The sequence below is a fragment of the Labrys sedimenti genome (assembly GCF_034424805.1).
Lineage (GTDB): Bacteria > Pseudomonadota > Alphaproteobacteria > Rhizobiales > Labraceae > Labrys > Labrys sedimenti.
This window is the reverse complement of sequence record NZ_JAXOUF010000011.1, coordinates 1-19,292: the sequence shown is the minus strand read 5'-3', so window position 1 is coordinate 19,292 and position 19,292 is coordinate 1. Positions and strand designations below refer to the sequence as shown.

The window sequence follows — 19,292 nt, the reverse complement described above, 5'->3', positions numbered from 1 at the left end:
GTTCGATTGCCCGATGAAACGCTGCCTTGCCCTGTTGCTCTTCCTTGCCGTCGCCTTCGTGCCGGACACCGCGCTTGCCGGCCGGCGGGTGGCGCTGCTGATCGGCAATAGCGACTATGCCAAGGTGCCGCGCCTCGCCAATCCCGGGCGCGATGTCGGGTTGCTGAAGGAGACCCTGCAGAAGGCCGGCTTCGATGCGGTCGATACCGTCGTCGACGCCGACCGGGCCGGCATGATCGCGGCGCTGCGCCGCTTCCAGGCCAGCGCCTCGGGCGCCGACATCGCCGTGATCTATTTCTCGGGGCACGGCATCGAGATCGGCGGCGAGAACTATTTGGTGCCCACCGACGCGCACCTGACCAGCGATCGCGACGTTCAGGACGAGACCTTGGCGCTGTCGCGCGTTGTCGAATCCACCGACGGAGCCGGGCAGCTCAAGCTGGTGATCCTGGATGCCTGCCGCAACAATCCCTTCCTCGCCAGGATGGCGCGCACGCGGGGCACGCGTTCGGTCGGCAAGGGGTTGGCGCGGGTGGAACCGGAAGGGGACAATGTGCTCGTCGCCTATGCCGCCCGCGAGGGCAGCGTGGCGCTGGATGGTAACGGCATCAACAGCCCCTATGCACAGGCCCTGGCGCGTTATCTCGCCCAACCCGGCCTCGACATCCGCCTCGCCCTCGGCAAGGTGCGCGACGACGTGCTCAACGCCACCGATCGCCAGCAGACGCCGTTCTTCAACGGCTCGCTCGGCGGCGACGTCATCACGCTCGCGCCCGCAGCTGGCGGGCAGGTGGCCATGGTGCCGCCGGCCGAACCGCCTCCGCCCGTCGAGCCGCCGCCGCGCAAGCAGACCAAGTTCACGCCGCTGGCGGTGCCACCCTCGCTGTTCCAGAATGGCGGGTCCGGCAACGGCGCGATGCTGCGCATGACCGATCCGCGTGTCTGGCAAGTGGTCAAGGATGTCGACATGCCGGATGTGATCGAGGAATTCCGTGACCGTTACCGCGATTCCCGGGACGCCGGCGCGGCGGAAGAACGGCTCAAGCAGCTCCTGGGCGTCAGTGAACTCGATCCGCTGCCGCCGCCGGCCGGCGAGCGCATCCCGGCGCCCGAAACCGAATGCGATCGCATCGGAGCGGCCCCGCTCGATCCCGACACCGTGATGCGCCGTACCCGTGCAGCCTCGCCCAAGGAGATCGTTGCGGCCTGCGAGGCGGCGCTCAAGCAATATCCGCGCGAGCGGCGCTTCATGCACCAGCTTGGCGATGCGCTTGCCGATGCGGGCCAGAACGACAAGGCCTTGAGCATGAACCTGCGCGCCGGCATTGCTGGCAGCCAGGGCGCCTGGATCAGCTCCGGCCGCCTGTTCAAGGCCAGAGCCGGCGGGGCCAGCAATCCGGATGGCAACAGCTCCATCTCCCTCACCATGGCCTGGCAGCAGCCGCTCGGCTCCTTCTTCTTCAAACGCGGCTTCGTCGAGCCCTTCGAGCGTCTGCGCGGCAAGGCCGGTATCACGCGCGACCTGAGCAAGGCGGCCGCAGCCGGCGACCAGGCGGCCAATGTCTGGATCGGCTATATGTATCTCTTCGGCTTCAATGTGCCGAAGGACTATGCCAAGGGCATGGCTGCGCTCGACAAGGCCCGCCTGCCGCGCCCGGAAGATACCGGCATCCATCTCGCGCTGATGCTGAAGACCGGCTACGGCGTCCGGCAGGACGTCAAGGATGCGCTGGAGGAATTCGGCAAGGCGCAGAAGGCGGGCGACAGCTACGCCACCTATCAGCTCGCCCTAATGTATCTCGACGGCCTCGGCGTGCCGCAGAACTATGCCGCCGCCGCCCGGATGATGGGCGATGCCGTCGTCGGCGGCGATCCGCGCAGCGTCGACGACATCCTGGCCAATTTCGGCAAATGGCCCAGGGAATACCGGGTCGTGCTGCAGCAGGAATTGCTCAAGCGCAACCTCATCGAAGGCAAGGCCGATGGCGAGCTCTCGCCCGGCATGGCGGAGGAGTTGCGCAAGCTCGCTCCGATGCCGACGGCGCCGGTGGCTGCCGCTCCGTAGTTGCCAACTCGCCTCGAGCTCTTCCTGAAATAGGTTGCGTCGTGGCCCGGTATGAGCCTGGCGCTGACGCGCCATGCAATATGTGCAGATCTACTTGAGGCGATGAGAGTTGATGCCTCTGAAATAGGCATGAAGCCCGCTTTCGTGTCGCTGATGCGCCTATAGCGACATGTTATTGCGCGGTATGACTGGAAATGGACCGCATACCCAGTTTGTAATTCATATAAATATGAACAGGGTTGCATATAAATACTGAATGAAGGCAATATCCTATCGCACGATAGAATATTTCGATTTGATAAAGCTGGTTGTCGCCCATATCTCGCAAGGGCAGTTTTTCAGATCGATGCGAGCCCTCCATGACCGAGACCACGAAGACCGAAGCCGGCAAGTCCGGGCTTCGCAAGGCGGCTGCCGGTGGCTGGGGCGCGCTCAAGAGCTGTGGCCGGCATCTGATGGCGAGCGGTTCGCCTTTGACGGGTGCGCGCACCATGCTGAAGGCGAACCAGCCCGATGGTTTCGACTGTCCCGGCTGTGCCTGGGGCGACCCGGAGCATGGTTCTTCCTTCGAATTCTGCGAGAACGGCGTCAAGGCCGTGGCCTGGGAGTCGACCGACAAGCGCACCACGCCGGTCTTCTTCCGGGAGCACACGCTCGCCGAACTGAGTGGCTGGAGCGACTACGAGCTGGAAGCCCAGGGCCGGCTGACCCATCCGATGCGCTATGACCGGGTCAGCGACCGCTATGAGGCGATCGCCTGGGACGATGCGTTCCGTGAGATTGGCACCCATCTCAACGCGCTGGCCGATCCGAACCAGGCCGAGTTCTACACGTCGGGCCGGGCCAGCAACGAGGCAGCCTTCCTCTACCAGCTCTTCGTGCGGCTCTACGGCACCAACAATTTCCCGGACTGCTCGAACATGTGCCATGAAGCGAGCGGCGTCGCCCTGCGCCAGGCCATCGGCGTCGGCAAGGGCACGGTGCTGCTCGAGGATTTCGAGGAGGCGGACGCCATCTTCGTCGTCGGCCAGAATCCTGGCACCAACCATCCCCGCATGCTCGGCGACCTCAGGCGTGCCGCGATGCGCGGTGCCCGCGTGGTGGTGTTCAACCCGGTTCGCGAGCGCGGCCTCGAACGTTTCGCCGATCCGCAGGACAAGCTCGAAATGCTGCGCGGCGGCTCCAAGCCGGTCGCCAGCGATTATTTCCAGCCGCGTCTTGGCGGCGACATGGCCGCGTTCCGCGGCATGGCCAAGACCGTGTTCGCCCGCGACGACGCCGAGCGCGCCGCCGGTCGGACGAGCCTGCTGGACGAAACCTTCCTGGCCGAGCACACCCATGGCCTCGCCGCCTATCGGGCCGCCGTCGAAGCGACGAGTTGGGAGGAGATCGAAGACCAGTCGGGCTTGACGCAGGTGGAGATCGAGACGGCCGCCGACATCTACCTCGCGGCCGAGAAGGTGATCTGCACCTGGGCGATGGGCGTAACGCAGCATCTCCATTCGGTGGCCACGATCCGCGAGATTGCCAATCTCCTGCTGCTGCGCGGCCATGTCGGCCGTCCCGGGGCCGGCCTGTGCCCGGTGCGCGGGCATTCCAATGTGCAGGGCGATCGCACCGTCGGCATCAACGAAAAGCCGCCGGCCGCCTTTCTCGACGCGCTGGCCCGCGAATTCGGTTTCGAGCCGCCGCGTGCCGACGGCCACAATGTGCTCGCCGCCATTGGCGCCATGCTCGACGGCAGCGCCAAGGTTTTCATCGGTCTCGGTGGTAATTTCGCTCGCGCCACGCCGGACTCGCCCCTGGTGGAAAAGGCGCTGCGGGCCTGTGACCTCACCGTCCACATCGCCACCAAGCTCAACCATTCGCATCTGATGCCGGGGCGTGCCGCCTATCTGCTGCCCTGCCTCGGCCGCACCGAGGTTGACCGCAACAGCGCCGGTAAAATCCAGATCGTCACGGTCGAGGATTCGATGAGCATGGTGCACGGCTCGGGCGGCATCAATCCGCCGGCCTCCAAGGAACTGCGTTCGGAAGTGGCCATCATTGCCGGCATTGCCGCCGCGACCGTCGGCTCGGACAAGGTTGACTGGGCGGCGCTTGCCGACGATCACGACCGGATCCGCGACAGGATCGCCCGCACCATTCCCGGCTTCGAGGACTACAATGTAAAGGTGCGCAAGCCGCGCGGCTTCCACCTGAGCAACACCGCGGCCGAGCGCGAATGGAACACGCCGACCGGCCGCGCCAATTTTGCCGCCGTGCCGCTGCCGGAAGCGACGGCCTTCCAGCAGGCACGCGGGCGCAAGGGCGTGTTCGTGCTGCAGACCTTCCGCTCGCACGACCAGTACAACACCACGATCTACGGCCATGACGATCGCTATCGCGGCATCAAGGGTGAGCGCCGGGTGATCTTCATCCATCCCGACGACATCGCCGCCATCGGCGCCGCGCCCGGCGAGCTTGTCGATCTCGTCGGCGAGCATGACGACGGCATCACCCGCATCGCCGAGAATTTCCGCCTGGTTTCCTACGACATCCCACGCGGCTGCATTGCGGGTTATTACCCCGAGGCGAATGTGCTGGTGCCGTTGTCGAGCGCCGGCGAGGAAAGCGACACGCCGACCTCCAAATCGGTTCTGGTTTCTCTCCGGCGCCGGGTGGCGGTGGCCGCATGAGCGAGGAAGAAGAAGATCTGTTGGCCACGATCGAGGCGATTCGGCGGCTCGACCCACGCCTTTCGCCCCTCGACGGCGTCATCCTTGCCGCCGTGACCCTGGATATTGCCGACGATACCCGCAGCTTCGCCAGGCTGTTCGAGGTGGAGCATGCCCTGGTGATCCGCGCTGCCCATGAACTCACCGAGGAGGGGCGCTGGCTCGAGGTGGTCGAACGCCAGGCGCGCACACAGCGCACCAAGGTGGCGATCAGCGAGGCAGGCAAGGCACGGCTCGCCGGGCTGTAGGGACGCCGGCGAATCGCGGCCAAACCCTATCGGCGACCCCTGGAATCATCCTATGAAAGCCCTTCATAGGAATCCCATCATGACCGATATGACAAGCCGCGCGCCCGTGGTGGGCAGGCTCGGGCGCACGGAATTCATCGTGCTGGTGGCCAGCCTCGTTGCCGTCAATGCCTTTGCGATCGACATCATGCTGCCGGGCCTGCAGCAGATCGGCGCCAGCCTGGGTGAGCCCGATCCAAACCGGCGGCAATTGGTGATCCCGGCCTATCTGCTCGGTTTCGGCTTGCTGCAACTGGTGTTCGGGCCACTGTCCGATCGCTTCGGTCGGCGCGGACCGCTGCTGGTCGGGCTCGGCATCTATTGCCTGGCGGCCTTGTGCGCCTTCTTTACCACGGACTTCAATGCTCTGGTGGCCCTGCGTCTAGTTCAGGGCGGTGGCGCAGCCGCTTCCGCCGTGATTGCCACCGCGCTGGTGCGCGACGTCTTCGCCGGCAACCAGATGGCCAGGATCATGTCGCTGGTGTTCACCGTGCTGATGCTCTCGCCGATCCTCGCGCCCTCGCTCGGCCAGGGCCTGATGACGGTGATGGACTGGCGCGGCCTGTTCGGCTTCATGGCCGGCTGGGGGGCGATCGTGATCGCCTGGGTCTGGTGGCGCCTGCCCGAGACGCTGCAGCCCGAGCACAAGCGCCCACTCAGCCTCGGTGCCGTGATCGAGGGCTTCGGCATCGTCTTCGCCAACCGGGTTGCGCTCGCCTATATCATCGGCATGGCGGCCTTGTTCGGCGCGCTGATGGGCTTCCTCAATTCCTCCCAGCAGATCTATCGTGACGTCTTCGGCGTCGAGGCGATGTTTCCGTTGTTCTTCGCCGGCGGCGCGGCCTGCTCGGCGCTGGGCGGCATGGTCAATGCGCAGCTGGTCAATCGCTATGGCATGCGGTTCCTGTCCTGGCTGGCGCTCGGCGTGTTCGGCGCGGCGGCCTTGGCCATCCTGGTCGCGGCCTTGCTGCAGGCGCTGCCACTCTGGCTGTTCTTCGGGCTCAGTGCGGTGCAGTTCCTGGTCTTCAGCATGATCCTGTCGAATTTCGGCGCCCTGGCCATGGAACCGCTCGGCGAAGTGGCGGGAACCGCCGCCTCGACCCAGGGCTTCCTGCAGATGGTGCCCGGCGCCGCCATCGGCATCCTGATCGGCCAGGTGTTCGACGGTACTGTGATCCCGCTTGCCATCGGCTATGTCGCCATGGTTGCGCTGACGGCGGCCTGCGTGGCGCTGATGGCGGGGAGGGGGCATATCACGGGCTGACCGGGCGACATCGATCGCCGCGTCAACGCCGTCGCCGAAAGCAAGGCGAGGCTCTTTCGCAGGCCGAGGGCACAAGGATGGCTGTCGCCGGTTATTATTGCAGCCTCTTCCTGCAGGAACGGGCTGCTTTTTTGCGCGATGGTCCTGCAATAACGCTACGGCAATAAAAAAGGGAGGTCCGAAAACCTCCCTCAGATTTCAGTTTTATCCGGTCATCAAGGTCGAAAGTCGCGCTGGTCTCTGCCTGGGGCGGCAATGACACTGACGATTGACATCCCCAACTTCCATTCTTCCCTGTAATAGGGCTGTTGACGTCGAAGATTATACCCACTTTTCGCAATGTCAACCGGGTCATGGGAGTACATCCAAGTAGTATTGCAGAAAACAACATTTCATAAGGACGTCTCAGTAATGTTTGTTCGTATGCTAACGTTTGCTCTGGGGTTTTTGGGGGCTGGAGGCGCGATCAGTCCAGGCCTATTCCCTGTTAGAGCTTCGAGCCCATTTTGAAGCAGGATGGTCTCGCGGATAGGCAAGGCTTTTCGCCGCGATTGCCGTAGAGAATCCCTAGGTAATGCAAGGCTTTGGCTAGATTGACGCGGATCGAAGCGCTTGCCTGCCCATGAACCGGGGAAGGGGCTTGGTTTGGAGCGGTAGGATTCAACCCTATCAATTCCGTGCGAGGCATTGCTGGGCATGCTATTTTAGGTTGCAGATCTGGTCCGTCACAAGCCACCCGGGAGCGGTGCCATGGACGACAAGACGCGTGCAGCCTCAGCCCACTCCATGCCTTCGCAAATCCAGGAACCTCCCCCCCATGTCAAGCTGATCCAGATCGCAACCGGCAGCTGGGTTGCGCGCATGGTCTGGGTGGCGGCCAGGCTGGGCCTGGCCGATCAGCTCGCCGCAGGCCCGCGCGACGCCGAGGAGTTGGCCGGCCCGCTCGGCCTGCATGCGCCCTCGCTGCACCGTTTCATGCGCTGCCTGGCCAGCCTGGGTATCCTCGGCGAGCGTCCCGGCCGACGCTTCGCCCTGACGGAACTGGGCGAGGCGCTCAGGACCGGCGCGCCGGGCGCGGCACGGGCCACGGTGCTGACCTTCGGCAGTCCCTGGTTCTGCGGCCCCCTCGACGAGATCATCTATTCGCTGCAGACCGGCAAGACCGCCTTCGAGAAGGTGCACGGCATGCCGGTTTTCGACTATCTCGGGCACCACCCAGAGGAAGCCTCCCTGTTCAGCGAGACGATGGTCGGCGTGCATGGCCAGGAGCCTGAAGCCGTCGCCGCGGCCTATGACTTCTCGTCCTTCCGCAGCGTGGTCGATGTGGGCGGAGCCACGGGCAATCTGCTCGCCGCGATCCTGGCACGGCATCCGGAACCGCGCGGTGTCCTGTTCGACCGGCCCTATGTAGTGGCCGAGGCGCCGGCCCTCCTCGAGGCGCGCGGGGTGAGTGAGCGCGTGACGATCGAGCCCGGCGACTTCTTCGAGACGGTTCCTGCCGGCGGCGATGCCTATGTGCTTTCCCATGTCATCCATGACTGGAGCGAGGCACAGTGCCTGGCCATCCTCGCCCATGTCCACAAGGCCATGCAGCCCGATGGGCGGCTCCTGCTGGTCGAGATGGTGCTGCCCGCCGGCGATGCGCCCCATCCCGGCAAGCTGCTCGACATGGTGATGCTGACCCTTCCCGGCGGCCAGGAGCGCACGGAAGAGGAATACCGCCAGCTTCTCGCCAAGGCCGGCTTCCGCCTGACGCGGGTGGTGCAGACCGAGTCGGCCGTCAGCGTGGTGGAGGCGGTGCGGGAATAGAGGCTGGCGGGCTCTCGCCGGAACCGAAATCGAACGGCAGATCGGCACGCCTAGAACGCCCTCCTGCACGCCAAATCAGCTTATTTGAAGCGGGGATTCAGGCCGTTCGCCTGGTCTTTTCTGCCATCGATTTACGCTTTCGATGGAACGCATAGGCCGTTCGGGGATTGTCTTGGTGGAACGTCCTCTCACCCAAGACCCGTGGCCTCCACGGTCGGATGCAAAGGAAGACTGCCATGACGGAGATCATCACCGGCTTCTACGACAATCGATCCGATGCCCAAGCCGCGCTCGAGCAATTGCTGTCGGCCGGGTTTGCCCGCGACCAGGTCACGCTCAATGCGAAGGACGAGAATTCCGACTATGTGCGCGACGAAGACGCCACCTCCTACGATCACCGGCGCGACGAGGGTGGCTTCTGGGCGATGCTCAAGCACTTCTTCTTTCCCGACGAGCGGCGCTACCTCTACAGCGAGGGCCTGAGCCGCGGCGGCACGCTGCTCACCGTCGAGGCCGAAAGCCACCAGATCGAAACCGCGCGGATGATCATGCAGGAATATGGCTCGATCGACTTGCCGGCGCGGGCCGAGTCCTGGCGCCAGGGCGGCTGGCCGGGTTATGCCGCCGTGGCCCCGGACGGCGCGCTGCTTGCCCCTGAACACGCCGCCGGAGGCGACATCCGCGAGAACATGGAGGTCATTACCTCCGACGGCGTGAATATCGGCACGGTCGACGATCTTGGCGACGACCAGATCCGGCTCGCCAAGAACACCTCGCCCGACGGCGTGCATCATTTCGTGCCGCTGGACTGGGTCGACCATGTCGACGAGCAAGTGCATCTCAAGCGCAAGGCGCCGGAGGTGCAGGCGGTCTGGTAGGGCCGTTCGGCACGGGCTGTGGGACGACGGGCGCCTGAAAGGGCGCCCGTCTTATGCCCGCGGCCTGCCTGGAGCAAAGTGCGATTTCTCCGAATCGCACTTTGCTCTCTAATTCTTTGTTTTGACGCGTTTTTCTTCACCGAAAAGTCTATCAACTTTTCTGGAAAACGCTCTATCGCGCGAACACGCCGTCGAAATCCTTGAAGCCCTTGATCTCGATCGGGTTGCCGCTCGGGTCGCGGAAGAACATGGTGCGCTGCTCGCCGGCTTCGCCCTCGAAGCGGATCACCGGCGGGATCTCGAAGGCGATGCCGGCCTTTTCCAGCCGGGCGGCCAGGGCCAGCCAGGCGTCGAGCGGCAGGATCACGCCGAGATGCGGCATCGGCACCAGGTGATCGCCGACCTTGCCGGTGCGGCTGGTGGCGAAGGGCGTGCCCAGATGCAGCGAGATCTGGTGGCCGAAGAAGTCGAAATCCACCCAGTTCTGCGTGCTGCGTCCTTCCTCGCAACCGAGTACCTCGCCATAGAAGCGGCGGGTCTCGTCGAGATCGGTGACATGATAGGCAAGATGGAACAGCGAGCGCATGGCAGTCTCCGCATTGACCGGGCGAGGGTAGCTGAGAAGCGGGCGGCGATTCAACGCCAGAGGGCCGATGCAGCGAATATCGGGGGCGCGCTGATGGGCGTCATGTTCCCTCAGACCATGAATTTCCTGCCCCAGCGGGGTTTTGCGTTGAAGGCGGAGTTCGCGCTGCTCTCGGCGACGCGGGAAAGCGACGGCGCGGAGATCAGTCTTGCCTTCGACGCGCAGCAGCGGATCGCCAAGGTCGAGGGCGTCATCAAGCCCCGCGCGACGAAGAAGTCCTTGTGGAAGCCGTGGTGAGTGCATCTGAGCAGGTGGCGAGATATCATACCTGCCGGACGGGGAGACTTGGATGGAAGCTGATGATGATAAGGTCGACGCCGCCGTGCTCGGCTTGTTGTGGCTGACCTTGCACGACGGCCGCCATGCCTGGAAAGGCTTCGACTGGAGGGTGCTGGATCGACTGCACAGCAAGGGCTTGATCGAGTCTCCCGCCAACCGCAACAAATCCGTAGTGCTGACAGACGAAGGTTTGCGCCGTTCCGAGGAGCTCTTTCGCACCTTGTTCGCGCGACGGGAGACGTGAGCGGCTACGGCGCTGCGGTGATCATTCGCCTAATGGGCTGCTTGGTGACATAGTGGTGCCGGCGATCAGACCTCGCAAGCGAACCAGACCCTCAATTGAGTAACCTGTTGCCGTAGCCACAATCATTCCGGGAACGCGCTCATGTCAGCTCATGCCTTCGACATCGTCTCGAAATCCCGCCTGGAGGTGGTGATCGCCCATCATGAGGAAGGGCATTCCTATACGTTCAGCGTGGCGAAGAACGCCGCGGGCAAGCGCGTGCTGGCCGACACGGTGCATTCGGTTGCCGGGCTGGCCGCCAAGCACCCGCCCGAATGGTACGCCGCCAGCGCCCGCGCCTTTGCCACCACGGTGGCGCATCGGGCGCATGCGATCGATTGAGGGCTGCGGCGACCGATGATCCGGTTGCTGTCGGGTGGGTTCCGACGCGAGCATCGAGGGCAGGGCAAGCGAGGATCGGCATGATCGGTGGGGCTCACTGCCCGAATCCGCTTTCACCCGACTTGCAGCACCTTGTCGCCCGGCATGATGGCGGACAGGAATTTGTAGCCGCGGTTCACGCCATAGCGTGGATCGGCCTTGATCAGCGTCATGAACTGGCGGTGGCCGTTCTTGGTACGGCCGACGAGGCAGCCGGCGCTGGTGCGTCCGAGGTCGCCCTGCGGCGCGTCATAGCCCCAATGCTGGTTGATGGCGAACAGGCCGGTATCGAGCCGGTCGCCGGTGCGCTGGAAGTCCTTGTCGAGGTCCCTGAAGACGCTGAGGGGCTCGGCCTGGACCAGGGCCTCATGGGCCGATGGCGAGCCGGCATGATGGGTGCCGACGGCCCAGGCCTTGTACTGGTTGAAGGCGATCCTGGCCGCCCCCTTGGGGTTCATCGGATGGATGGTCCAAAAATCGCCGGGCTCGGTGGTGCCTTCCCAGAGCGAATCTTCGAAATCCGGACGGCCGTTCTTGTCAATGGCGAAGACGATCCGGAGGTCGTTGAAGACGTTGTGCCTGTCGTCGTTCAGCGTGCCGTCCGCATTCACCCCTTCGAGATAGGCGATGTTCTTGCAGTCGGGATGGCGGCAGATGAAGTATTTCTGCGCCTTCATATAGGCGATCACCTTGTCGAACCAGGTTCCGGTCGCGGCGATCTCGGGCAGAAGCGCCGTCGGCTCGAGCAGCCGGCGGGCGATGGCGCTGCTGAAGCCGCCGCCGAGCGAGATGCCGTTCAGGTCGCAGAACTCGCTCAGCGCCCAGAGCGAGACCGGGCCGAACTTGCCGTCGGCGGGCGGATCGAGAAAGCCCAGTTCCGACAGCCGCCACTGGATCGCCTTGACCAGGCCGGTCTTGCCGCCGAGCTCGGCCACCGGGATGGCGGCGCCATTGAATTGCGACAGCGCGGTCGTGCCGCCGCCCGTGGCCTCGGCGGCGGTGCCGCTCTTCCTGAACTTTGCCGGCACGATATGGCTGTCGACATAGTCGTTCAGCCAGGCCCGATAGGCCCGCGTGGTGTCGCCGCCGGCGGCGTCGACATAGGACTGCGCCTTGCTGCGCCCGATCTGGGTGACCAGGTCGCTGAAGGTGTAGGAGCGCGTCTGCTTGAGGAAGGCCTGTGCGCCGCCCAGCCCTTCATGGTGGGCGATATAGATGAAGCGGGCCTTCTCGTCGTCGCCGATCTGGTCGTCGACCAGCCCCTCGGCGATCAGGGCGCCCAGGTTGAACAGGCCGTATTCGGCCGCCGAGACGATCGCGAGTTCGGGATCGAAGCGCAGGTCGAGCAGGGCCTGCCTGCGCCCGGTTACGATGTCGTTGCCGGCGTCGATGAAGCCCCTGGCCTTGCAGATCTGGTTCAGCAGCGTCTTCCTGTTGGTGGCGTGCGAGGTCCAGGTGCTGTCGAGGAACTGGGTGAGCCCGGCCGCGCTGCTGGTGCCGGCCTTGGAGTTGCTGTTCCACTGGCCGCTTGGCAGTTTCGCCGCCTCGGCATCGATGAGGGCGGCGAGGGCGGCCGCATCGATGTCGGTGATGCCGTGGGCCTTGAGCAAGGGCGCGCGATAGACCTCGTTCGGCCCCAGGCTGAGCTCGTCGCCGGCATCGGAACCCGGCCCCTCGGCCTCCTCTCCGCCGGCGTCGCCGGAGCCCCCGGCCGGCAGGTCGTTGGTGTCGATCCAGCCTTCGGCGGCGCTGCCGTCTTCCAGCCGGATCCGCACCTTCTTCCAGGGCGGCAGCTGGGCGCGTTCCTCGATGATGCTGCCCGAGACCGGCCTGGGCGTGCCCAGCGGCTCGTCATAGAGCTTGAACGCCGTCGCCTGCGCGATCTTCAGCATGTCGGCATGCAGCCAGCCGAGATAGGTCTGGATGGCTTTGTCGGTGAACGAGACTTTGGCCCAGCTCGACAGCTCCCGCAGCTGCGAAACCCGGTCGCCCGCCGCGAGGCTGACCAGCGCCACGGAGGAATCGTCGGGATCCGGAAAAAGCGATGCTTGCGAAATCACGATGCAATCAGCCATGGCAGCCCCTCCCATTTGGATAGCAGATCTCAGGCGGATAGGTATGGTCGCGCGGTTTTACTTCCGTGACCTCGCACTGCGTCGCGGCGTGAAAAGGATTGAGGAACTCACGGCAGAAAAAGGGTGCTTACTGAAATCGACAGTCACTATAGACGTGCACGGATGCGATGCAGAGCGAGGCCTTCTGCTGCGAAGTCACGTATTTCAGGCATGGATAGTTCACCGATAAGGTACGCACCGCCGGGCGATGTTTTCAATGACTGTTTTGGTGCTCCCCAGCCGGTTTTCACGGGGCTGTCACGGTTGCGGCCTTCATGGTTGTTTGGCTTGGATTCCAACAAGACGGCCGGCTGTCATTGCGAGCGCATTTTACTGGTATACGGAATGGAACCGCTGGCCGATCAAAACTGCGCACCACAAGAATTAGGTAATTTTGAACAGCAGAGGTAACGATGTTGCGGAACTTCATGTTGGTACTGGGGGTGTCTGCCTTGATAGCCGGCTGCGCGCCCCTGATAGGGGTGAACGCCAACAGCACGACGCCGCCGAGCCCGGAGACCAAGAAGAAATTCCAGGGCGGCACGACCAACATGACGTTCAGCGCCCATGGCACGCAGGTCGAATATCTCAGCAAGGATGGCAGGACCGCCCTCTGGTATCCCGGCAACGGTATCGTGCTGCAGGGTCGCTGGCGTCTCGTCGGCGCCGATCCGACCACCGGTTTCCAGGACAACATCTGCTTCCAATACGGAGCCAACACCTACAATCCGCTGACGCTCAACCATGGCGGCAACTGGGAATGCGAGGGGATCGCCCTCTATCAGGGCCATGTCGTCGAGCGCGTGGCGGGCGATCCCTTCGGCCTGGGCAAGCGCGGTGCCGTACCTTTTGTCCTGCCACGGCAGCGCACGACCTTCGCGGAACTGCTGAAGCGACGGTCCTAAGCTGACGGCGCCGGGTCGCGGCGATGGTGCAGCTGACAAGACCTGACAAGTGCGTTGCGGACCGACTTTCTGTCGTCAAGGCGAGAGAGTTAAGCTAACTAGAATTACGATAAAGAGTAATTTCACTAAGTGATATCATGGCTGAAAATGTGCCCGAATACTCGACTGAAGACATTATCAAAAGTCTCATACGCAACGATCTGGATGGAGATTTGAGATATAGAGCCGAGCAAGATCTACTCAAGAGATGGCGGCTGGGGTTTGACCTGAGTTTTCTTGTGGAACTCATCCAGTCCGAGCGCTCTCGAGACCGCCTCCGAGGTGCATATTATCTTGGTGAGCTCGGTGAGGCGATCGACGGCTTGAAAGCATCCGTAATGCCGCTGGCAGACGACCCTCTTTCCGACTGCCGACGTGCCTTCGTTGGGTATGCAACGAACTCAGGATGCTACGACGAAGCGATTGGAGCCGGCCTGGCAAAATGCCTGCACGACCTGGATCTTTATGTCCGGGTCACGACCATCAAATGGGCGGTTAATGCATCCGATGAAACATTCGAAGCGTTCTCCCAATTGGTCAACTCAGGCGTTGGCAGTCGCAAGCCAACATTTCAAAATCCGCTTAGCAATGACTTCTGGAATGAAGCCGACCTCAAACGGGCAATGAGGGGACTGGATATAGCTCGCCGCATTCGATTGAAGGAAAAGATCCAGGATATCAGGAAGGACTTTCCGGAAGAGGATAGCTTCGTTCTTGATAATCTTCATTTTTCACAAACGCGCCACGAACGTTTGGTGAAGGGAGGCTATGAAATCAGGTAACCTTCACTGTAGTGTCGGCAACTGCGCTGGAAGAGGCAGGTGGCGCCTGTCTGTCGGCCATTGGCGCTCCCGCTTCCCGTGATGGCTCAGTTGGCCTTGGCGAAGAACGCATAGGTCGCGGTGTAGGGCACGCCGACTTTCGTTCCGGTGCGCACGGGCGTCGTGGCCGGGGCGACGCCGCCATGGGTGGCGAGCCGCTGGACATAGCCGACCTTGCTCAACGCACCGGCCGCCGGATCGGCGGTCACCTTGATGAGCAGCCAGGGGATATCGGCGTCGGCCTTCCTGGCCGGCACCGTCACCACAGGCGTATCCTTGTCGCGGACGACCTTGCTGCCATCGGCGGCCTCCCAGGAGGGGCCGGCATAATGATGGACGGCGCCCTGTTTCGCCGCCAGTTCCGCCACGGGGGCCTCGAGCACCCATTTCGGCGCCGCGCCGGCTTCCGCCGTGCTGGTATAGACCTGCAGGCCCTTGGCCTTGGCGGTGAAAACAAGCGTGTAGCCGGCCGGCGGCAGCAACGCGGCCGGCACGGCTTCGGCCGCCCTGGCAGCTTGGGTTCCGCCGGCAAGCAGCATCGCCGCGGCGACGAATGCGTAGGTTCTGTGCGTGGGCATCATGATCTCCTGGCCCGATCTTGGGCTGGTGTCTGTCGCGGCCGGGGTAGCATGGCATGGGCGTTATGGGCCCTGCAACAGCGGGCCCTCCGGGCAAGAGGTTCAAGCTCCCCGGTCGCATCGAAACTGCCCCAGCTTTTCCTTCGCGACAACCTCGCGGCGATGATCGGTGAATTTTCGACGCTCATGCAGACAGGTCCCCTGGCGTTTCCAGGGTTTGCACAGCAGGCAGCCGCTGCGGGCCGATTTAGGGTGCTTACGTTTGAAGTTCATGATCTTCTCCGGTTCCCGCCGGTGCGCCCCCGAGGCGCCCGGACATGTGCGGAGAAGAAAGCGGTAAACGTCGATGCATCCGTCCCGCATAACAAAGTGCCAGAGGCCTGTCACGCCGTTTGCCTCAGAGTGCGCGCCGCTTGCCTACTGCGCATTTCACTGACCCGTCACGTCCTATTTCCTCAAAGTTATTGGGATCATGGCCCACAAGGGCTAGATTTCGTTATGCTCGCGCGATTGAGGGGGGCGGCGCATGCGGTGGTTGGTTGCCGGTTTGCTGATCTCGTCGAGCCTGGCCGGAGGTTCCCGGGCCGGCGATCTCCATGATGGTTTCGACAGCGGCAGCGCCGACCGAGCCTTGTGGAGCTTCAGCAAGTTCGTCGGGGGCTATCCGTCCAGGCAGGTGCAACCTCTCGTCCCCGGCATCGGCGGAACCGCGGGCGCCATCTCGATCGTCACGACGGACGCCGATGGCGGCAATGATTGCCCGCTCGAGGAAATGCCGGCGGGCGGCTGCCAGCGTGCCGAATTGCAGGTCACGAAGAAACAGGCGCTCCCTTACGGTTCCGACAGCTGGTACGCGTTCAGCTTCCGTATCCGGGGGCAGGTCGCCGATACCGGCAGCCACCGCACCGTCATCGGCCAATGGAAGGGGCCGGGTAATGACAGCCCGTTCGTGGCGCAGCGCTACGATGACGGCATTTTTCATATCACCGTGGAAACGGCCAACGGGCGGTGCCTCGTCGCGACGGAACGCAACAATGTGGCCGAGGTGCTCCAGGCCCAGGAATTTCTCGCCTCCCTCGACGCGTCCGACGATCGGGTGCGCGAAGAGGCTGTCGCGCTGATACGGGGCAAGATCGGGCAGCAGCGGCAGGCGGAGGTTCTGACCGGCGTGATGCCGGCCAACGCACCCCTGCCGGCACCGTTGCCGGGCACGGAGGCGGAGGACCGGCGCAGCGGGGAGAACCGTGCCGCCGATTACCTGCAAGGGCTCGCCTTCCTGTCCGCCCCGCAGAACTATCTCGGCTGCCACCTCGTCCGCATCGAGCCGGTGTCGAACCGGCCGCTGCCGACGCCGAGGGAGGCCTGGGTCGACATGGTCTATCATATCCGGGGTTCGCACGACGACCCGTCCGGCAGGCCTGTTGGCGCCCTGCTCGAAGTCTGGGCCGACGGCCGGAAGATCGTGCGTGTCAGCGGCGATTTCGGCACCCGGCCGCCGATCGATCCCAAGGCCGATCCAGGGATGCAATCTATCAAGCTCGGCCTCTATCGCCTCAGGCAGCCGGGGACGCTCAGCGTCGACCTCGACGAATTCTCCCAGGCCTCGGATCTGGCCGGGCTGCGGCTCGGGCACATGCATCCGTTGGAGACGCAGTGAGAGGGGAATGACGAGAGCTGTGACGGTTTGCCTGATGTGGGTTTCGGCCACACAGGGTTGCCGGACAATGAGTAAACTGTCGCCGTGATACTTGGCGGCCTAGTTACTTTTCACGGAAATGTCACGGGCTCCGCTCTTCAAGGTTGCTTGGCTCTACTTCAAGCAAGACCGCTGAATGAAGGGGGGAGGAGATGAGGCACAGAGTTGGTGCACCGTCATCGTAGTTCCATTTCCACCAATGGCGGCCTCATCAAGAGGGGCGACAGTCGATGCGATTTTTGATTGCCGTTGGAACTGCCATGGCCTTTTCGACTGTCTCGTTGGCGCAGGATCTTTCATGCACGGATCGCTACTGCAAGGACATGACCTCCTGCCAAGAGGCGGTCTGGCGTTTCGATCATTGTGGAGCATCGAAGCTCGACCGCGATAGCGATGGCCTGCCCTGTGAAAACCTTTGCAAGACCGCTGACACGGTCAGCCGCGCACGCAAGGCGAATGCCGCGGCTCGGCCCGATCTGCCGGTCGAAGAGCCCAATACCGCAACAGATGGAGAAAATTGATATGCGGGTTCGCATCGTCGCGCTGACGATCATCGCAAGCTTGGCGACAAATGTCGTAGCCGAAGCACGCAATACGCCCTGTTCGGGGCGTAAGGGAGGGGTAAAGGCTTGTACGGCGGACGGCAGGTTTCTCTGCCGAAATGGTACGGTTAGCCAGTCAAAGCAGACGTGCCACAAAAACTAAACGCCTGGGGCGCAGCAGCGACTGAATGCACTGTCATCGTAATTTGGAGCGAGATGGGAGGGAGTAGTAGTTGCCATGTATTCAACAGCACAGGCTTGGCCGACCTACGACGAGTGGATGTGTCCATGGTGATTTAAATGAGCTGTCGTTATTACTGGTGTTCTCTACTCATAGGGGGATGAGTTGGCAAAGAGGAAAATAAACTTCGCGATCGCATATGACTTTGACGGCACCTTAGCGCCTGGAAATATGCAGGAATACGATTTTGTACCTAAGATCGGTATGAAATCGGAAGAGTTTTGGAAAGAAGTTTCGGATAAATCAAAGGAAATAGAGGGAGACAATATTCTTATATATATGGGATTGATGCTTGATAGAGCTCGCGCGGCTAAGGTGTCTGTTCACAAGCGTGATTTTGAAGACTTTGGTAAAAAAGTTGAATTATTCGAAGGAGTTGAAAATTGGTTCGATAATATTAATGATTATGGGAACGAATTAGATATAAGAATCCATCACTATATTTTATCTTCCGGTATTCGTGAGATGATATCTGGAACGCTGATAGCTAAAAAATTTAAAAGCATTTTTGCATCGTCATTTTGGTATGATCATAATGGTGTTGCGCATTGGCCTGCTCTTGCGTTAAATTATACCACAAAAACTCAGTATCTATTTCGTATAAATAAAGGTGTAGATAACGTCTGGGACCATGGCTCTGTTAATAGATATGTGGAGCCCGAGAAAAGGCCAATTCCATTCACTAATATGATTTTTATTGGAGATGGAGAGACAGACATTCCTTGCTTCCGACTTGTTAAAGAGCAAGGGGGGCATGCGATTGCGGTGTATAAACCAAACGCCAAAGGTGCGCGAGAAAAGGCACAGGCGCTCATTAATGAGGGCCGCGTTAATTTCTCGGCGCCAGCCAATTATACGATAGGGGCGGCGGTTGATCTGCAGGTGCGGGCTATTTTGCGTAAAGTAGCCGCTGATATTCAATTAAGGAAATTGGGAAAGAAGTAACGAAATCACTAAATCCTGTTGAACAGCAGTTGCTGGCGCTAACATGCATAATGTGAATCATAGAATAAATTAGGATTTTGTAGTTATGATACGTCGTAGTGTTGAGAATTTGTTCAATCTGGGGTTTCGGGATATCGCTGTTTGGATGGCAGGAGATAGCGCGGGGGGTATAGTCTATCAAATATATGACGCCGATCGTCTATCTATCAATGTGTTGTTACAGGAAAAAAGATCTCTGTACGCATTTATTGCGGGCGAGGAGGTAATGTATATAGGCAAGACAGCCCGTTCAATTAGAGAGCGGCTATCAGGTTATCGCGCACCCAATGTGAGGCAGAGGACTAACTGGCGTTGTAACGGGAAGATTCGGGAAACATTAGCAGCGGGTAAGAGTGTCCGCATTTTGGTTTTCAACCCAATTTCCCATCTGCGTTATGGGGAGTTTGAGCTCAATATAGCCGCTGGTTTGGAGGACTCCTTGATTGAGCAGTTTGATCCTCCTTGGAACGGTCGCGAGCGCGGCCAGCCCATCTCGGAAGAAGCTGAAAGAGAAACGATAGACGAATTTTCAAAAAATTCTGAGGAAGATTTAAATATCACAGATTTTTCTTCTGAAGTTATTTTAAAGAATAGCAATGGCATTGAGAAGTTCGAAATTCGTCTCGGAGATGCTTACTATAAACAGGGGATTATTAATCCTGGTGTCCGGGCAAGCGAGCACCTAGTGGATTGACTCCAACGTTTGGAACCCACGGTTTCTGGCGGCGATGATGGTATCCGGATCGGCGCGCCAGACGAAGGG

Annotated in this window: 20 protein-coding genes and 1 pseudogene; 17 read left to right on the top strand and 4 right to left on the bottom strand. The window is 61.6% G+C overall.

Annotated features, from left to right (window positions below):
• The first annotated feature begins 13 nt into the window (after positions 1 to 13).
• From U1R88_RS24825 to U1R88_RS24795, 7 genes and pseudogenes are all read left to right on the top strand, one after another.
• Entirely contained in the window at positions 14 to 2,065 is a 2,052-nt protein-coding gene (locus tag U1R88_RS24825) for a caspase family protein (RefSeq protein ID WP_322433663.1), read from the top strand.
• 359 nt (positions 2,066 to 2,424) lie between these two features.
• Positions 2,425 to 4,743: an FdhF/YdeP family oxidoreductase gene (locus U1R88_RS24820; RefSeq protein ID WP_322433662.1), complete on the top strand. Its 2,319-nt coding sequence runs from the start codon at positions 2,425 to 2,427 to the stop codon at positions 4,741 to 4,743.
• Entirely contained in the window at positions 4,740 to 5,030 is a 291-nt protein-coding gene (locus U1R88_RS24815; protein ID WP_322433661.1) for a hypothetical protein, read from the top strand. The genes U1R88_RS24820 and U1R88_RS24815 overlap by 4 nt, the downstream gene beginning before the upstream one ends.
• Before the next feature lie 79 nt (positions 5,031 to 5,109).
• Positions 5,110 to 6,333, top strand: coding sequence for a multidrug effflux MFS transporter (locus U1R88_RS24810; RefSeq protein ID WP_322433660.1), 1,224 nt, complete (start codon positions 5,110 to 5,112; stop codon positions 6,331 to 6,333).
• A gap of 750 nt (positions 6,334 to 7,083) precedes the next feature.
• Positions 7,084 to 8,142 (top strand): methyltransferase, encoded by a 1,059-nt coding sequence (locus U1R88_RS24805; protein WP_322433659.1) that lies wholly within the window; start codon positions 7,084 to 7,086, stop codon positions 8,140 to 8,142.
• Positions 8,143 to 8,360: 218 nt separating this feature from the next.
• Positions 8,361 to 8,624: pseudogene (locus tag U1R88_RS24800) on the top strand (general stress protein); the annotation flags it as partial.
• Positions 8,625 to 8,831: 207 nt separating this feature from the next.
• A complete protein-coding gene (locus tag U1R88_RS24795) occupies positions 8,832 to 9,020 on the top strand; it encodes a DUF2171 domain-containing protein (RefSeq protein ID WP_068291536.1) in 189 nt (62 codons plus the stop codon).
• Positions 9,021 to 9,192: 172 nt separating this feature from the next.
• On the opposite strand, the gene U1R88_RS24790 is transcribed toward U1R88_RS24795, so the two are convergent.
• Positions 9,193 to 9,606 (bottom strand): VOC family protein, encoded by a 414-nt coding sequence (locus tag U1R88_RS24790; protein ID WP_322433658.1) that lies wholly within the window; start codon positions 9,604 to 9,606, stop codon positions 9,193 to 9,195.
• Between U1R88_RS24790 and U1R88_RS24785 the strand changes: the two genes are divergently transcribed.
• The 3 genes from U1R88_RS24785 to U1R88_RS24775 all read left to right on the top strand — a co-directional run bounded on the left by U1R88_RS24785 (position 9,589) and on the right by U1R88_RS24775 (position 10,570).
• The gene (locus U1R88_RS24785; RefSeq protein WP_322433657.1) at positions 9,589 to 9,903 is read left to right on the top strand and encodes a hypothetical protein; all 315 of its coding nucleotides are present in this window, start codon (positions 9,589 to 9,591) and stop codon (positions 9,901 to 9,903) included. The two genes, U1R88_RS24790 and U1R88_RS24785, sit on opposite strands and share 18 nt — an antisense overlap.
• A 52-nt stretch (positions 9,904 to 9,955) precedes the next feature.
• Positions 9,956 to 10,189 (top strand): DUF6429 family protein, encoded by a 234-nt coding sequence (locus tag U1R88_RS24780; protein ID WP_322433656.1) that lies wholly within the window; start codon positions 9,956 to 9,958, stop codon positions 10,187 to 10,189.
• A 141-nt stretch (positions 10,190 to 10,330) separates the two neighbouring features.
• Complete coding sequence (locus tag U1R88_RS24775) at positions 10,331 to 10,570, top strand: hypothetical protein (RefSeq protein ID WP_322433655.1); 240 nt, start codon at positions 10,331 to 10,333, stop codon at positions 10,568 to 10,570.
• A gap of 113 nt (positions 10,571 to 10,683) precedes the next feature.
• Here U1R88_RS24775 and U1R88_RS24770 read toward each other — a convergent pair whose 3' ends face one another.
• A complete protein-coding gene (locus tag U1R88_RS24770) occupies positions 10,684 to 12,684 on the bottom strand; it encodes a peptidoglycan-binding domain-containing protein (RefSeq protein WP_322433654.1) in 2,001 nt (666 codons plus the stop codon).
• Positions 12,685 to 13,136: 452 nt separating this feature from the next.
• Here U1R88_RS24770 and U1R88_RS24765 point away from each other — a divergent pair, with 452 nt between their 5' ends.
• Together U1R88_RS24765 and U1R88_RS24760 are read left to right on the top strand one after the other, a co-directional pair.
• A complete protein-coding gene (locus tag U1R88_RS24765) occupies positions 13,137 to 13,628 on the top strand; it encodes a hypothetical protein (RefSeq protein ID WP_322433653.1) in 492 nt (163 codons plus the stop codon).
• Between the two features lie 137 nt (positions 13,629 to 13,765).
• Entirely contained in the window at positions 13,766 to 14,449 is a 684-nt protein-coding gene (locus tag U1R88_RS24760; protein ID WP_322433652.1) for a hypothetical protein, read from the top strand.
• Between the two features lie 86 nt (positions 14,450 to 14,535).
• On the opposite strand, the gene U1R88_RS24755 is transcribed toward U1R88_RS24760, so the two are convergent.
• Together U1R88_RS24755 and U1R88_RS24750 are read right to left on the bottom strand one after the other, a co-directional pair.
• Positions 14,536 to 15,066, bottom strand: coding sequence for a DUF3455 domain-containing protein (locus tag U1R88_RS24755; RefSeq protein WP_322433651.1), 531 nt, complete (start codon positions 15,064 to 15,066; stop codon positions 14,536 to 14,538).
• A gap of 102 nt (positions 15,067 to 15,168) precedes the next feature.
• Positions 15,169 to 15,339: a hypothetical protein gene (locus U1R88_RS24750; protein WP_322433650.1), complete on the bottom strand. Its 171-nt coding sequence runs from the start codon at positions 15,337 to 15,339 to the stop codon at positions 15,169 to 15,171.
• Between the two features lie 253 nt (positions 15,340 to 15,592).
• On the opposite strand from U1R88_RS24750, the gene U1R88_RS24745 reads away from it, so the two are divergent.
• The 5 genes from U1R88_RS24745 (at position 15,593) to U1R88_RS24730 (ending at position 19,223) form a co-directional block, all read left to right on the top strand.
• The gene (locus U1R88_RS24745) at positions 15,593 to 16,723 is read left to right on the top strand and encodes a polysaccharide lyase family protein (RefSeq protein WP_322433649.1); all 1,131 of its coding nucleotides are present in this window, start codon (positions 15,593 to 15,595) and stop codon (positions 16,721 to 16,723) included.
• A gap of 299 nt (positions 16,724 to 17,022) precedes the next feature.
• Positions 17,023 to 17,283 carry an excalibur calcium-binding domain-containing protein gene (locus U1R88_RS24740; RefSeq protein ID WP_322433648.1) on the top strand — a complete coding sequence of 87 codons (261 nt, stop codon included), beginning with the start codon at positions 17,023 to 17,025 and terminating at the stop codon, positions 17,281 to 17,283.
• Entirely contained in the window at positions 17,219 to 17,467 is a 249-nt protein-coding gene (locus U1R88_RS35830; RefSeq protein ID WP_489671955.1) for a YdcA family protein, read from the top strand. The genes U1R88_RS24740 and U1R88_RS35830 overlap by 65 nt, the downstream gene beginning before the upstream one ends.
• Before the next feature lie 183 nt (positions 17,468 to 17,650).
• The gene (locus tag U1R88_RS24735) at positions 17,651 to 18,490 is read left to right on the top strand and encodes an HAD family hydrolase (protein WP_322433647.1); all 840 of its coding nucleotides are present in this window, start codon (positions 17,651 to 17,653) and stop codon (positions 18,488 to 18,490) included.
• Positions 18,491 to 18,575: 85 nt separating this feature from the next.
• Positions 18,576 to 19,223: a GIY-YIG nuclease family protein gene (locus U1R88_RS24730; RefSeq protein ID WP_322433646.1), complete on the top strand. Its 648-nt coding sequence runs from the start codon at positions 18,576 to 18,578 to the stop codon at positions 19,221 to 19,223.
• The last annotated feature ends 69 nt before the right edge of the window (positions 19,224 to 19,292 follow it).

Bases quoted from the DNA above. Each gene is read 5' to 3' on its own strand.
- U1R88_RS24780 (WP_322433656.1), top strand. From the start codon at position 9,956: ATGGAAGCTGATGATGATAAGGTCGACGCCGCCGTGCTCGGCTTGTTG.
- U1R88_RS24770 (WP_322433654.1), bottom strand. From the start codon at position 12,684: ATGGCTGATTGCATCGTGATTTCGCAAGCATCGCTTTTTCCGGATCCC.
- U1R88_RS24730 (WP_322433646.1), top strand. From the start codon at position 18,576: ATGATACGTCGTAGTGTTGAGAATTTGTTCAATCTGGGGTTTCGGGAT.
- U1R88_RS24760 (WP_322433652.1), top strand. From the start codon at position 13,766: ATGGCTGAAAATGTGCCCGAATACTCGACTGAAGACATTATCAAAAGT.
- U1R88_RS24815 (WP_322433661.1), top strand. From the start codon at position 4,740: ATGAGCGAGGAAGAAGAAGATCTGTTGGCCACGATCGAGGCGATTCGG.
- U1R88_RS35830 (WP_489671955.1), top strand. From the start codon at position 17,219: ATGCCGCGGCTCGGCCCGATCTGCCGGTCGAAGAGCCCAATACCGCAA.
- U1R88_RS24810 (WP_322433660.1), top strand. From the start codon at position 5,110: ATGACCGATATGACAAGCCGCGCGCCCGTGGTGGGCAGGCTCGGGCGC.
- U1R88_RS24740 (WP_322433648.1), top strand. From the start codon at position 17,023: ATGGCCTTTTCGACTGTCTCGTTGGCGCAGGATCTTTCATGCACGGAT.
- U1R88_RS24750 (WP_322433650.1), bottom strand. From the start codon at position 15,339: ATGAACTTCAAACGTAAGCACCCTAAATCGGCCCGCAGCGGCTGCCTG.
- U1R88_RS24790 (WP_322433658.1), bottom strand. From the start codon at position 9,606: ATGCGCTCGCTGTTCCATCTTGCCTATCATGTCACCGATCTCGACGAG.
- U1R88_RS24820 (WP_322433662.1), top strand. From the start codon at position 2,425: ATGACCGAGACCACGAAGACCGAAGCCGGCAAGTCCGGGCTTCGCAAG.
- U1R88_RS24745 (WP_322433649.1), top strand. From the start codon at position 15,593: ATGCGGTGGTTGGTTGCCGGTTTGCTGATCTCGTCGAGCCTGGCCGGA.
- U1R88_RS24775 (WP_322433655.1), top strand. From the start codon at position 10,331: ATGTCAGCTCATGCCTTCGACATCGTCTCGAAATCCCGCCTGGAGGTG.
- U1R88_RS24755 (WP_322433651.1), bottom strand. From the start codon at position 15,066: ATGCCCACGCACAGAACCTACGCATTCGTCGCCGCGGCGATGCTGCTT.
- U1R88_RS24805 (WP_322433659.1), top strand. From the start codon at position 7,084: ATGGACGACAAGACGCGTGCAGCCTCAGCCCACTCCATGCCTTCGCAA.
- U1R88_RS24765 (WP_322433653.1), top strand. From the start codon at position 13,137: ATGTTGCGGAACTTCATGTTGGTACTGGGGGTGTCTGCCTTGATAGCC.
- U1R88_RS24795 (WP_068291536.1), top strand. From the start codon at position 8,832: ATGGAGGTCATTACCTCCGACGGCGTGAATATCGGCACGGTCGACGAT.
- U1R88_RS24825 (WP_322433663.1), top strand. From the start codon at position 14: ATGAAACGCTGCCTTGCCCTGTTGCTCTTCCTTGCCGTCGCCTTCGTG.
- U1R88_RS24785 (WP_322433657.1), top strand. From the start codon at position 9,589: ATGGAACAGCGAGCGCATGGCAGTCTCCGCATTGACCGGGCGAGGGTA.